At 37.4% G+C, this 14134-nt stretch carries 8 protein-coding genes, 9 tRNA genes, 2 rRNA genes and 3 pseudogenes; 1 reads left to right on the top strand and 21 read right to left on the bottom strand.

Annotation, left to right across the window (positions count from 1 at the left end; translation table 11 throughout):
* Positions 1–66: 66 nt before the first annotated feature.
* A complete protein-coding gene (locus BWGOE10_RS00855) occupies positions 67–843 on the bottom strand; it encodes an SDR family oxidoreductase (RefSeq protein WP_070140552.1) in 777 nt (258 codons plus the stop codon).
* Positions 844–1218: 375 nt separating this feature from the next.
* On the opposite strand from BWGOE10_RS00855, the gene BWGOE10_RS00850 reads away from it, so the two are divergent.
* Positions 1219–1725: a DoxX family membrane protein gene (locus tag BWGOE10_RS00850; protein WP_070140551.1), complete on the top strand. Its 507-nt coding sequence runs from the start codon at positions 1219–1221 to the stop codon at positions 1723–1725.
* A gap of 181 nt (positions 1726–1906) precedes the next feature.
* Here BWGOE10_RS00850 and BWGOE10_RS00845 read toward each other — a convergent pair whose 3' ends face one another.
* The 20 genes and pseudogenes from BWGOE10_RS00845 to BWGOE10_RS00755 all read right to left on the bottom strand — a co-directional run.
* Entirely contained in the window at positions 1907–3871 is a 1965-nt protein-coding gene (locus tag BWGOE10_RS00845; protein ID WP_070140550.1) for a S9 family peptidase, read from the bottom strand.
* A gap of 210 nt (positions 3872–4081) precedes the next feature.
* Positions 4082–4386: pseudogene (locus BWGOE10_RS33790) on the bottom strand (transposase); the annotation flags it as partial.
* A 91-nt stretch (positions 4387–4477) separates the two neighbouring features.
* Complete coding sequence (gene glmS / locus BWGOE10_RS00835; protein WP_070140549.1) at positions 4478–6280, bottom strand: glutamine--fructose-6-phosphate transaminase (isomerizing); 1803 nt, start codon at positions 6278–6280, stop codon at positions 4478–4480.
* A gap of 12 nt (positions 6281–6292) precedes the next feature.
* A pseudogene (locus BWGOE10_RS33880) lies at positions 6293–6477 on the bottom strand (hypothetical protein).
* 287 nt (positions 6478–6764) lie between these two features.
* Positions 6765–8111: a phosphoglucosamine mutase gene (glmM, locus tag BWGOE10_RS00830; RefSeq protein ID WP_070140548.1), complete on the bottom strand. Its 1347-nt coding sequence runs from the start codon at positions 8109–8111 to the stop codon at positions 6765–6767.
* The gene (locus tag BWGOE10_RS00825; protein WP_070140547.1) at positions 8104–9603 is read right to left on the bottom strand and encodes a YbbR-like domain-containing protein; all 1500 of its coding nucleotides are present in this window, start codon (positions 9601–9603) and stop codon (positions 8104–8106) included. The genes glmM and BWGOE10_RS00825 overlap by 8 nt, the downstream gene beginning before the upstream one ends.
* The gene (gene cdaA, locus BWGOE10_RS00820; RefSeq protein ID WP_070140546.1) at positions 9596–10417 is read right to left on the bottom strand and encodes a diadenylate cyclase CdaA; all 822 of its coding nucleotides are present in this window, start codon (positions 10415–10417) and stop codon (positions 9596–9598) included. Before cdaA ends, BWGOE10_RS00825 begins: the two co-directional genes overlap by 8 nt.
* A 243-nt stretch (positions 10418–10660) precedes the next feature.
* Positions 10661–11554, bottom strand: a complete 894-nt coding sequence (rocF, locus tag BWGOE10_RS00815; RefSeq protein ID WP_070140545.1) for an arginase — start codon at positions 11552–11554, stop codon at positions 10661–10663.
* 209 nt (positions 11555–11763) lie between these two features.
* Positions 11764–12892, bottom strand: a pseudogene (locus BWGOE10_RS00810) (glycerate kinase).
* A gap of 126 nt (positions 12893–13018) precedes the next feature.
* Positions 13019–13091, bottom strand: a tRNA-Ala gene (locus BWGOE10_RS00805).
* Positions 13092–13101: 10 nt separating this feature from the next.
* A tRNA-Gly gene (locus tag BWGOE10_RS00800) sits at positions 13102–13173 on the bottom strand.
* Positions 13174–13178: 5 nt separating this feature from the next.
* Positions 13179–13254 (bottom strand) — tRNA-Lys (locus tag BWGOE10_RS00795).
* A gap of 5 nt (positions 13255–13259) precedes the next feature.
* Positions 13260–13334: transfer RNA gene (locus tag BWGOE10_RS00790), tRNA-Gln, on the bottom strand.
* A gap of 65 nt (positions 13335–13399) precedes the next feature.
* Positions 13400–13483 (bottom strand) — tRNA-Tyr (locus tag BWGOE10_RS00785).
* 16 nt (positions 13484–13499) lie between these two features.
* Positions 13500–13575, bottom strand: a tRNA-Val gene (locus BWGOE10_RS00780).
* 8 nt (positions 13576–13583) lie between these two features.
* A tRNA-Glu gene (locus tag BWGOE10_RS00775) sits at positions 13584–13655 on the bottom strand.
* A gap of 24 nt (positions 13656–13679) precedes the next feature.
* Positions 13680–13752, bottom strand: a tRNA-Thr gene (locus BWGOE10_RS00770).
* A 4-nt stretch (positions 13753–13756) separates the two neighbouring features.
* Positions 13757–13831, bottom strand: a tRNA-Asn gene (locus tag BWGOE10_RS00765).
* Positions 13832–13840: 9 nt separating this feature from the next.
* Positions 13841–13956: ribosomal RNA gene (gene rrf, locus BWGOE10_RS00760) — 5S ribosomal RNA — on the bottom strand.
* 91 nt (positions 13957–14047) lie between these two features.
* Positions 14048–14134, bottom strand: a 23S ribosomal RNA gene (locus BWGOE10_RS00755); the annotation flags it as partial.

Genomic DNA, 14134 nt, shown 5'->3' with positions numbered 1-14134 from the left:
AGCCCGATTGGTTCAACTAATAATCAGTGGGGGATGAACAAAACCCCCACTGATTAAAGTTTCACTTTATCTTTTAAATCCACCTTCTGAATGAATAACTTGTCCAGTAATCCATTCTGCTTCTTCGCTCACTAAAAACTTAATAAGCCTCGCTGCATCCTTCGGTTCACCTATTCTACCGAAAGGAAACATCGGTCTTAATCCTTGTTTTATCTCTTCAGTCATCCACCCTGTATCGGTTGGACCTGGATTAATTGCATTCACTGTTATTCCTAAATGAGCTACCTCAGCTGACAACGTACTAGTAAGAGCGTCAATAGCTCCCTTCGTTGTTGCATAGGCTAGTTCTCCAGCCATAGGCCCTTTAAATTGTCCCGAAGTAATATTAACGATTCTACCACCAGATTTCTTATTAAATCCTTGAGCAAACTTACTACTTAACAGTGTAGTGCCGCGAACATTTACCATATAATGCTTATCCAACTCTTCGACAGTTAAATTAGAAAAGTCATTATTAGTAGAGTAAGCTGCATTGTTAATTAATATATCAGGGTATCCTAATTGTTCAGTAATTTTATTTATAAGTTGCTCTGGTGCATCATTTCGAGTTAAATCTAACTCCATACTTGATACTTTAACACCGTTTTGCAATAGCTCTTCTTTTAATTGTATTTGTTCATTTTGCTCAACGCCCCAAGGCATCTCTTTATCATACTCTGTCCAATACGTAAAAAATATATCGTATCCTGCTTCAGCTAACTCTTTACAAATAGCTGCTCCTATACCATCTAAACGACTAACACCTGTAACAACAGCTACTTTATTTTTTAATTGATTCATCATATACTCCTCCAAGTTTAAAGGACGCATATTTTATATAAGAGATATAAATTTCCCCACATAGGCATCTATCCTTACAAAAGGGATGTACAAATCAAATATGCAGTCCTTGAATGATTTATAGATAGCTAAATAACCCCTCATTAGTGAGAGAAAATTTCCTCTATCCGCTTTCTAATCATTAAAAGTTCATCCACATATCTACTCTTTATCCCCTTTCAATATATCTCTATTATTATTCTACCAAAAAAAGATGAAATGTTACAAAAAATAAAACAATTATTCATAACCTATCTTTGTTCACATTTCCTCCATTGTGAACTTATTCACAATGAATATATAATAAACATGTAAATACAATACATTGGAGGGATTTCAATGGTTATCAATTTTTTAAGAACTGATAAACGCGCTACTTTCATATTATTATTTTTACGACTTTACATAGGATATGCATGGCTTGCTGCTGGAATAGGAAAAGTTTTTGGACAATCTTTTGACGCAAGTGGTTTTCTAAAAGGAGCTATCGCTCAAGCATCAGGTGATCACCCTGCAGTACAAGGTTGGTGGGCAGATTTCCTTCAACATTTTGTTCTTCCAAACGCAGACCTATTTAGCTTTTTAGTTCAATGGGGAGAAATTTTAGTAGGACTAGGTTTGATTTTAGGTGGATTAACAAAAACAGCTGCATTTTTCGGCATCATAATGAACCTTTCATTTTTATTAAGCGGAACTGTTAGTGTAAACCCAAACCTACTTATTTTAACTATGTTCATTTTAGTTGCAGGACAGAATGCTGGACGTATTGGCTTAGATGGTTATGTTTTCCCAAAACTTTTCAAAAAAAATAACCATGAAGCATATAAATTAAGTAAAACTGCATAAGAACAGTTCATCTTTTAAATATAAATGAGAAAAGAGCCTACATTCAGGCTCTTTTCTCATTTACACCAAAATATTTCACAGTTTTCCTTATCCGAAATGTTAAACTCAATCATATATAACCGGATAAATGTGTACGACTTTATTTCAAGCACCTAAAAAGCTTAAAGACTAAAACAAGCCATTATAAAACCCTAAAATCTTTCATACTTTCTCCAAGAATATAGTGTGAAAACCACATCAAATTCTGCTTCATAATAGCCATATGAATTCCTGGCTGGTCAGAACTATATGCCATTCCTTTAAATATAATTAATTCTGTATCAACTTCCATATCTCTTAATCCTTGATATAGCTCATATGCATTTAGAATTGGAATTCTCGCATCCTCTTCCCCATGTTGAATTAAGGTAGGCGTACATGCTGATTTAATATATGTCATTGGCGATGTTTTCCTATATAGCTCTGGATCATTCCATGGAGTATTTCCTAAATGCATTCTAATAAAGTAAGGGATATCTGTATTTACATAATGGGTACCCCAGTTAGTAATTCCGCCTCCAACTGAAATAGCTTTAAATCTACTACTAAATGTAGAACAGAAAGCTGATATATATCCCCCGTTACTCCATCCCATAACCCCTACTCTATCTTTATCTGCAATCCCTTTTTCAACTAGTTTATCCACTCCAGATATAACATCCTCATAGTCAGCAATTCCCTGTTTTCTATAGTTTGCTTTTAAGAATTCATTACCATAACCAGAGCTTCCCCTATAGTTTGGTTCTAAAACTATAAAGCCCTTTTCGATAAACTGCTCAATCGGATATTTCTCATTAAAACAGTCTGAAAATATTGGGAAGGATGCCCAAGCCGGACCACCATGGATTACCACTAATAAGGGATATTTTTTATTTGCATCAAACTCTACTGGGGTTGATAAAACACCCTCTATTTCAAGACCATCACTACTTTTCCATGAGATTATTTCTCTATTACTTTTAAGCTTTCCTTCGAAAAAGCTATTTTCATTCGTTATTTTTTTATCGTCTAAATAGATTTCAAAGGTCTCATTTGTTATAGCCTTATTATAGGATATATGATTTCCATCCATTGTTATAGAAGCATCCATTATAAAGCCATCTACTTTTTCGCTTAACATTTCCACAGTGCCATCCTCAGATAGCAATCCAATAAGATAATTAGTTTTATTCTGCCATCTAATTAAAATTCCTTTAGCTGTCCACTGTAATGGCATAACCGTACTATCAAAATTTGTTAGAGGTTGAGTTACCTCTCCGGTATTCATATCATATATCTCTAATGTACTATCTTGTATATGGTTTCTATAATAATCCTTCTCTCTTATGCTTGCTGAGTAACATATTTTGCTGCCCTCAGGAGAAAAGTGAACGCTCCCACCCAACAACTTATCTATATTCAGCTTTTGTAGCTCTCCAGCTTTAATATGGAGTATGTATAGATCTCCATTTATATAACCTGCCATATTTGAGCTTGGTGTCGCCATAAATACAACCTTTTTACCATCATTTGAAATATCAAATTCATGGATATGAAAATCCTTACCATCAGTTAACTGATAAACACCGCTAATCTCTCGTTCCTCTTTATCATTTTGTATCACTTTTTCTATTTCAATGTAATATAAACAATTATTCTGATGTTCCTTACCTACATGTTGGAAATCTCCATATAGTTCCTTACGTTTCTTTATTTCCTCACATTCTTTTGACTGTGCAACATAATAAAAACCTTTACCAGTAGGCTCCCATTTGAATGTACTGATCCCTTCTTTCTCATCAGTAATTTGAACTTCGCTATAACCATCTATTGACTTAACAAAGATCTGATTTTTCCCATCACCAGCAGGGCTAAGGTATGCGATATCCCTAGAATTCGGAGACCATAATGGGCATGTACTATCTATATCCATAGTCGTTAATGGGGAACTCTGTCCCTTATCTATTTCATATATCCATACATGATTCCTATATGTATTGTCTTTCCAGTTAGCTGTCTTCTTTACAAATGCTACGTTGTTGCCATCATCACTTATATTTGTACTTGATAAGGCCGGTAATGAAATAATCTCTTCTATACTTAAATATGTTTTTTCTTTCACTTTCATTAATAAACACCCCTCGTAATGTCTAGTAATCTAATTTGTTCAATAAAGTGAAACTTTAATTAGCCCACACCAATCGAGCTTTTACAGGTAGCCTTCCTCGCATTCGCCGAATTTTGAGGTGGGAGCCTTACTGCCTGCAAATAGCGGGGATAAAACCTCTCCCCTACGCTGAACCCTTTTAGAACTACGTTTAGCTTTCCCCACTGTAATACCTTGGCCTTTATCAACTGAATGTTTAATCCCAAGCTCTTCAGCAATAGTAATCGTCTCTTCTTGTGGTAATAAAGGGAATTGTTCACGAATATCTAAACGATAACAGAAAATTCAGTTAAATAAAAGTAGTTCCGTTCCAAATCTGATAAAAATTCCTGTTGTCTGGCGGTCTTTATACCTTTTAATCTTGTCGAACACCCTAATGAGGCAACACCTTAAATTTTAAGCCAAGGCTGATAATCTGCTCCACTACCCTCTTTAAGCCACTTATCGATTTTAGTTGTTCTTTTTCTTTTCGACACAAAAACACCCCTTTAGATAAAAATATCCAAAGGGGCAAAGCTTCACAACTTTATTTTAAATCCACAATAAACTAGTTACTCTACCAATTTCCTACTCAACAGTAACAGATTTAGCTAAGTTACGTGGCTTATCAACGTCACACTCGCGGTGAAGTGCTGCGTAGTATGAGATAAGTTGTAATGGAATAACTGCTACTAGCGGTGCTAGTGCTTCGTGTACAGCTGGTAATACGAAGCTGTCACCTTCCATTTCTAAGCCTTTCATTGAGATGATACATGGGTTAGCCCCGCGTGCTACTACTTCTTTCACGTTACCACGAATTCCAAGGTTTACGTGCTCTTGTGTAGCAAGAGCGATAACTGGTGTACCGTTTTCGATTAAGGCGATTGTACCGTGTTTTAATTCTCCTCCAGCAAATCCTTCTGCTTGGATGTAAGAGATTTCTTTTAGTTTTAACGCACCTTCTAAACCTACGAAGAAGTCTACGCTACGTCCGATGAAGAAGCAGTTACGTGTTGTTGATAAAAATTGTTTTGCTAATGCATCCATTTCTTCTTTTTGATCACAAAGTACTACCATTGCGTTTGCTACAAGTCCTAATTCGTGTGTTAAATCGAAATCAAGAACTTCACCTTTCGCTTTTGCAATGTCAGCCGCTAAGATTGAAAGTACTGCAAGCTGTGCTGTGTATGCTTTCGTCGATGCAACTGCGATTTCTGGTCCCGCATATAACGGAAGTGTATAATCAGCTTCACGAGAAAGCGTAGAACCAGGTACATTTGTAATCGTTAATGCTTTATGACCCATTTCATTTGTTTGCACAAGTACTGCACGGCTATCAGCTGTTTCACCACTTTGTGAAATGTAAATGAAGAATGGTCTTTCTGTTAATAATGGCATATTGTAAGAGAATTCACTTGCTACATGTACTTCAACTGGTACTTTCGCAAATTTCTCAATGAATTGCTTTCCAACAAGACCTGCATGATAACTTGTTCCACATGCAATGATGTAAATGCGATCGCTATCTAAAATTGCGTTACGGATATCTTGATCTAATTCAATTTCGCCATTTTCATCTTGGTACTTTTGAATAATATTACGGATTACAAGTGGTTGCTCATCGATTTCTTTTAGCATGAAATGAGGATACGTTCCTTTTTCAATATCACTTGCGTCTAATTCCGCTGTATAAGGTGCACGTTCAATCGTTTCACCTTGTAAGTTTTTAATTGTAATGCTTTCTTTTGTTACAATTACGATTTCTTTATCCATTAACTCGATAAATTGATCTGTAACTTGTAACATCGCCATAGCGTCGCTCGCCACAACATTAAAGTTGTCACCAACACCTACTAATAGCGGGCTTTTGTTTTTAGCAACATAAATCATGTTTGGATTTTCAGCATCAAGTAATCCGATTGCATAAGAGCCATGTAAAAGAGATAGCGTATTACGGAACGCTTCTTCTACACTTAATCCTGTGCTCACTTGTTGTTCCATAAGCTGTACGATAATTTCTGTATCTGTTTCACTTACGAACGTTACATCTTGTAAATATTCCTTTTTCACTAATTCATAGTTTTCAATTACACCGTTATGAACTAGTGTAAAGCGTTTTGATGTACTTTGATGCGGATGCGCGTTTAACTTACTTGGAACACCGTGTGTAGCCCAGCGTGTATGTCCGATCCCTACGCTTGCTGCTACGTTCTCATCTACGATTTCGCGAAGTTTTGCAATACGGCCTTTTTCTTTGTATACAACAACACCGTTCTCTGTTTGTACTGCAATACCTGCTGAATCATATCCACGATATTCTAGCTTTTCTAAACCTTTTAATAAAATTTCCTTTGCATCTTGCTCTCCAATAAATCCTACGATTCCACACATGTTTAGTCGCCGTTACAAATGCTTACACTGCTTTGCGAACATGTAACGACATAGTCCGATACCATTTATTTATATTAAAAAAACGGATTACATATTGCTAGCCCTGTAAGCTTGTAACGGCTTTCACCTTCCTCTCAATTGGGTTTAAGTCCGTATACACTTATACAGCTAGTTTTCATCCGTTCCTTTTCTCTCATCACACTTTCACCTTTGTCCACTAAGTCACCTTAATGTTTTAAGTAAAAGTTTGCGGTTGTGATGAACAACCGGGAGTCATCCGCCGAAATCTCGATAAAACTCCACCTCGTCAACTACACTACTTGTAGCTCTGGCGCTTTTATAATTTACAATATTTACTTTGAGAAAAAGAACAAGACCATCTTATAACAAACAATATAAACCGTCAATGAATTTTTTTTCATTGTCTATAAAACATATGAAAAAGGAGCACTTCTTGTGCTCCTTTTAAAACAAATTCAGTAAATTATTCAGCTCCAACTTCAGCTTTCACAACTTCTACAATACGGTGCACATAAGCATCACAAATTTCTTGTGTTGGTGCTTCTGCCATTACACGAATAAGTGGCTCTGTTCCAGATGGACGAACAAGAATACGACCGTCGCCTTTCATTTCTTCCTCTACAACTTGAATAATTTCTTTAATTTTTTCATTTTCTAATGCTAGTTTTTTATCTGTTACACGAACGTTTACTAGTAATTGTGGGAATTTTGTCATCTCACCTGCAAGCTCAGATAATGGCTTTTTCGTCATTTTCATGATGTTTACAAGTTGAAGAGCACTTAACATTCCATCACCAGTTGTAATGTAATCAAGTAAGATAATGTGACCTGATTGTTCTCCGCCCAGGTTATATCCACCACGTTTCATTTCTTCCATTACGTAGCGGTCACCAACTGCTGTTTTATCACTTGTAATACTGTTTGCTTCAAGTGCTTTGTAGAAACCTAAGTTACTCATAACTGTTGAAACAACTGTATTATGTTTTAATTGACCAGTTTCTTTCATATACTTCGCGCAAATAAACATAATTTGATCGCCATCAACGATGTTTCCTTTTTCATCTACAGCGATTAATCGGTCGCCATCACCATCAAAAGCAAGTCCGATATCAGCACCTTTTTCTTTTACTAATTCAGCTAAGACTTCTGGATGTGTAGATCCGACGCCTTCGTTAATATTCATACCGTTTGGAGAAGTTCCCATCGTTGAAATATCAGCTTCTAAGTCTGCAAATAAGTATGGAGCTAAAGAAGAAGTCGCACCGTGTGCGCAATCTAAAGCGATATGTAAACCAGAGAAATCTTCCTCTACAGTTTGTTTAATGTATTGTAAATATTTTTGTCCACCTTCAAAGTAATCGCTCACTTGACCAAGGTTAGTACCTGTTGGACGTGGTAACTCGTCAACTTCTTTGTCTAATAATGCTTCAATTTCTGCTTCTTGCTCATCTGTTAATTTGAAACCATCTGAACCGAAGAACTTAATTCCATTATCTTGTACTGGATTATGAGATGCAGAAATCATAACACCCGCTTGTGCATCTAAAGCTTTTGTTAAATAAGCCACACCTGGTGTAGAAATAACACCAAGACGCATTACTTCTGCTCCAGTTGATAATAGACCTGCTACTAAAGCTCCTTCTAGCATATGTCCAGATACACGTGTATCACGGCCAATAATTACTTTTGGACGATCTGTATCTTTTGTTAATACATAGCCGCCAAAACGTCCAATTTTGAATGCTAATTCAGGTGTTAATTCCTTATTTGCAACCCCGCGTACTCCGTCTGTACCAAAATATTTACCCATTATTATTCGCTCCTTTTTCGTGCTCTTTTTGATTATCTACTGTTGGTTCTTGGCTCGTTTCTTGGCCATTTTCTTTGTCTTTGTCTTTATCTTTTTCCTGATCCTTTTCTGGATCCTTTTCTGGATCCTTTTCTGGATCGGGTTCAGGATTTTTGGGTTTTTCAGTTTGATTTTCTTGATTGTTTTTTGAATCTGGTTGTTCAATATTACCCTGTACTTCTTTATCCGGCTTTTCTTTCTTCACAATTGTGACTTTAGCACTTTTTTGTTTTGCTTCTATCGAAATATTACCTGGACCACTCACTTGAATAGAAACATCTTTCGTCCCCGGAGATACATTTTGCAGATTAATCGCCGCTGTTATTTGAGCTGCTGTTATTTTATCTACTATACTTGCTTCTCCTGAAATATCAACGCTTATCTTTCCATCTTGTGGCGAAAGTAGCTGCGCAGTAACATCATTCGGAATTCCACTTTTTTGAATCGGGATACCATCAATAGTTTTACTTTTCGTTTGTTTTACCTTTTGTACCCCTACGGAGACCTTCACTTGATTTGGTTTTGCACTTGTTACACCTTTTGGCAATAAAACAGAGGCATCGAATGTTGTAGAATCCGTCAATTGACTAAGATCTACCTCGACCCCCTCTATAGATTGTATATTATCCAAAATGTCTTTTGGACCTGCTATCGTTACTTCTCTCGGCTCAACACTAATATTTGTAACAGCTAATCCTTCTGGTAAACTACCCTTTTTCGTATACGTTACAGGAACAGTTTTTTCGGTGTTATTTGCTGTAGGTTGTGTCGCTACATTCACCGTTACACTTATTTTAGATGGACTCGTTTTTACATTTAAACGTTTTCCTTCTTTATTGTACAATGTAACGTCTGCTGTTTTTGTAACAGTTTTATTCACGCCTTTTAAGTCGATATATGCCTTAGCAGATGAAATACTTTCTATTTCTTCTTTTGTTCCAACTACTTCAACAGTGTCGGGCTTAATACTTGATTTCTCAATAGTAGAACCTGCTGGCATCTGGTCTTCATTTGATAATTTTAAATCTACATGAACATACTTTTTCGCTTTTTCATGAAGAGTGACTTTAATTGTTGCTGGTTGGACTGTTCCTTTCACATCATCTGGAAGCCCATTCGCTTTTAAAGAAACTTCATAAGTTCCTTTTGGACTATCTCGCAAATCAACTGATATATCAAATTGTTTTTTTGCTTTTGCTGTGGCAACTGCTGATTTTGGACCTTCCAACTTCACCTTGACTCCACCTGCTGGAATACCACTTACAATATATTTCTCTTCATCATACTTAAGGGTAATAGGATAATCAGTTAATGTTTCTTTCGTTTCATTTACGAAAGGTAATATACTCGATGTCGTATTTTTTTCAGTTAAAGTTGCTGACATAAAAAGCATACACGCCAATAGTAATGAGATTCCTTTTAAAAACCAATGATTCTCCATTAACTTATCCATGACGCTTTCTCCTCCAATTCCATAAAGACGAAGAAGTCGTTTTTTCGTTCCCACTAAATTCAGCTAACAACATATCCTTTAGCTGTTCTGTCTTCAAATCACGATGTAACTCACCGTTTTTCGTTAAAGAAATTTGACCCGTTTCTTCCGACACAACTACCGTAATACTATCAGTAACTTCACTAACTCCCATTGCAGCGCGATGCCTAGTTCCTAATTCCTTAGAAATAAACGGACTTTCCGATAAAGGAAGATAACACGCCGCTGCTTTAATTGTACTTCCTTGCATAATTACTGCTCCGTCGTGAAGAGGCGTATTTGGAATGAAAATATTAATGAGTAGTTCCGATGATACGTTTGCATTTAACGGAATACCCGTTTCCACATAGTCACCCATCCCAGTCTCTTTTGACAACGTAATTAATGCACCAATTCTACGTTTTCCCATATATTCCGTTGCTTTCGCTATCGCTGTTGCAACAATTTCAGGTTCATCGTCCTCGTGAGTTCCTACACGCGAAAACAAGCTACCTCTTCCTAGCTGCTCAAGTGCTCTTCGCAATTCTGGCTGAAAGATAATAATAACAGCTAAGAATCCCCACGTTAATACTTGTTCCGTTAGCCAATATAGCGTATGCAATTCAAGTAAAATACTGATCATCCGGACGACAATAATAACCGTAATACCTTTTAAAAGTTGAACAGCCTTCGTGCCCCGGATTATAAGAATTAGCTTATATATAATAAACCATACAACAGCAATATCTAATGTCGTACTAAGATATTTCAAAATGGTCGTATCTTCAAAAGGCATACTAACCCTTCCTCCTACTTACGAGCAATTCTATCCATATATTGAAATATTATTTTATGCTCTATCTGTATGTATTTCCAACAACTAGTTAATTATACCATACATGAAACAAACGACAATTACAAACGCCCCCTTAGCTTAAATTGGTAAGATGTCAAACTTTCTTATCCTACAGTGTAATATAAATTATTATACGCCTATTTTCCAATAAAAAAAGCAACTTCACAGTTGCTTTTCTTACATTTATTTCAGTTTTTCACCGAATAAAGAACCCATTAAAGCAACCGCTGTTGTTGCTGTTCTGTTTCTCTCATCTAAAATTGTATTTACTTCAACAAATTCAGCAGATGTAACAATATCAGCTTCTGCTAACATCTCCATCGCTAAGTGGCTTTCACGATAAGATAGACCACCAATTACAGGTGTTCCAACTCCTGGTGCGTCATGAGGATCAAGCCCATCTAAATCTAATGATAAATGAACACCATCAGTATGAGATAAATATGCAATTGTTTCTTCCATAACAGCCGTCATACCCATACGATCAATTTCATGCATTGAGAATACTTTGATGCCTTCTTCACGAATAAAGTCTTTTTCTCCTTCATCTAATGCACGTGCACCGATAATTACAACGTTCTCTTTCTTCACCTTAGGATATGACCCGTATAAGTCTACAAGTGAAGAATGTCCATATCCTAAACTTGCAGCAAGTGACATACCGTGAATATTTCCAGATGGTGAAGTCTCTTCTGTATTTAAATCACCGTGTGCATCATACCAAATAACACCTAAATTTTTATAATGTTTCGCTACACCAGCTAACGTACCGATAGCGATACTGTGATCGCCGCCCAATACAAGTGGAAAACGACCTTCTTCTATAATATGATCAACCTTACTTGCTAATTCATTACATACAGTTGCAACTTGTGTAAGGTTTCTTAACTTTGTATTTTCATCTATTTCTTTTTCTCTCTCTATACATATATCTCCCATATCTTTTACGCTATATCCAGTTTCTTCGATTCTTTCAATTACCCCTGCATAACGGATCGCGCTTGGTCCCATATCAACCCCACGACGCATCTGTCCTAAATCCATTGGAACTCCAATAACTGAGATTTCTTTTTTCATAGATAGTATCCCCCTTTTATGCCTTCACTAAATATTTTAAATCTTTTATATAGTCTGACTCAACTCGACATTTTTCTGCATAGATATACATTTTATTCACTTATATTTACGTTGGAATCCCCATTTTTAAACTATTCTATGCATAAAGTTAACTTAATGAAATAACTACTATCACTATTATTAGATAATAATTAAAAACGCTTCTACACTTAGAAGCGTTTTTCTGATGCTAGTTTCCACACTGCTGCAATATTTTTTGCTGTCATTTCGATATTCTCTTCTGCCCTTTTATATGCTTCTTCTAATGTCATTGGACTAGCTGTAATATCCCTTTTCATAAACAGTTGTATAGTTCGGAGATACAGATCCACCAATAGCAATTACAGGAATATGACGACATTTCGCCCGCTTTGCGACACCAACAGGAGCTTTTCCATAAGCTGTTTGTTCATCTATTCTTCCCTCACCAGTTACAATAAGATCGGCACCCTCTATGCACTTATCAAAATTTGTATAATCTAATACAATTTCAATCCCTTTTCTTAACTGTCCCTTTAGCACTGCAACGACAGCAGCTCCCATTCCTCCAGCTGCACCCGCACCCGGTATTTCAGATACATCAAAAGACACATGTTGTTTAAGTATATTAGCATAATGTTTTAAATTCTCATCTAGCTCTTTCATCATCTCTACATTCGCACCTTTTTGTCTCGCAAATACAAAAGATGCCCCGCTCAGTCCAACTAAAGGGTTATCTACATCACATGCTGCTTCTAACTTTATATCCTCCAGGCGTGAATCAATCCTAAAAAGGTCAACAGTGGTTATCAAATGTAATGTCCCTCCAGAGGGTTCTATTACTTCACCTTTCCTATTTATAAATCTTGCGCCTAAGGCAGATAGCATACCAGCCCCACCATCATTTGTAGCACTTCCTCCAAGCCCTAAAATAATGTGTTTAGCTCCTTGATCTAATGCATGTAATATAAGTTCACCTGTCCCTTTTGTAGTTGTAATAAGTGGGTTTCTCTTTTCAATTGGAACGTGTTGTAATCCTGATGCTGCTGCCATTTCAATAAATGCTGTCTTCTTATCCTTAGACATACCATAAAAGGCTTGCACGCTCTCTCCAAGCGGCCCTGTCACATTAAGTGATATAATTTTCCCCATTGTAGCACCAACAAGAGACTCAACCGTTCCTTCGCCTCCATCTCCAATTGGTACTTTAACATACTCTGCTTTAGGAAAAATTGCTGCAAAGCCTCTTTCAATAGCTTCACATACCTCTATAGCTTTCAGGCTTTCTTTATATGAATCCGATGCAATGACAACTTTCATAATTACCTCCCCCTTATCCAATCCCTTTTTTTCATTTTAAACGATATACGGGAAAGTTGCCTTTTGGAGTGGAATTTAAACACAAAAAAAGCTTACATCATTTGATGTAAGCTTTCCCCATTTATATGGAGCCTAGCGGGATCGAACCGCTGACCTCCTGCGTGCAAGGCAGGCGCTCTCCCAGCTGAGCTAAGGCCCCTTAGTAATTAAGCGGAAGACGGGATTCGAACCCGCGACCCCAACCTTGGCAAGGTTGTATTCTACCACTGAACTACTTCCGCGAAAATGGTGAGCCATGAAGGATTCGAACCTTCGACCCTCTGATTAAAAGTCAGATGCTCTACCAACTGAGCTAATGGCTCGTAAATGGCTGGGCTAGCTGGATTCGAACCAGCGCATGACGGAGTCAAAGTCCGTTGCCTTACCGCTTGGCTATAGCCCATTAATATTTACTAGTATGGTTATCTTTTCAAAAAAATAAACCCTTTCAGGTTATTTTAAAGAAAATGGTGGAGGGGGGCAGATTCGAACTGCCGAACCCGAAGGAGCGGATTTACAGTCCGCCGCGTTTAGCCACTTCGCTACCCCTCCGACATTTAAAAATATATGGTGGAGGATGACGGGATCGAACCGCCGACCCCCTGCTTGTAAGGCAGGTGCTCTCCCAGCTGAGCTAATCCTCCAAAAGTGATGACCCGTACGGGATTCGAACCCGTGTTACCGCCGTGAAAGGGCGGTGTCTTAACCACTTGACCAACGGGCCAAAAAAAAATAAAAACTTTTCCCAAGCTTCCAACCGGGCTTGAACCGGTGACCTCTTCCTTACCATGGAAGTACTCTACCAGCTGAGCTATGGAAGCATAATGGCTCCGCAGGTAGGAATCGAACCTACGACCGATCGGTTAACAGCCGATAGCTCTACCGCTGAGCTACTGCGGAATAATATAAGCCTGGCAACGTCCTACTCTCACAGGGACAAGGTCCCAACTACCATCGGCGCTAGAGAGCTTAACTTCCGTGTTCGGTATGGGAACGGGTGTGACCTCTCTGCCATCATTACCAGACTTTTATCATTATACACATTCTTTTCAGAATGTCAAAAGGAATTTTCAATATATATTCCTTCAAAACTAGATAACATTTGCTTCATATTATATGGTTAAGTCCTCGATCTATTAGTATTCGTCAGCTCCACATGTCACCATGCTTCCACCTCGAACCTATCAACCTGATCATCTTTCA

This window comes from Bacillus mycoides (assembly GCF_001757995.1).
Lineage (GTDB): Bacteria > Bacillota > Bacilli > Bacillales > Bacillaceae_G > Bacillus_A > Bacillus_A mycoides_B.
This window is presented reverse-complemented; position numbering and strand designations above follow the sequence as displayed.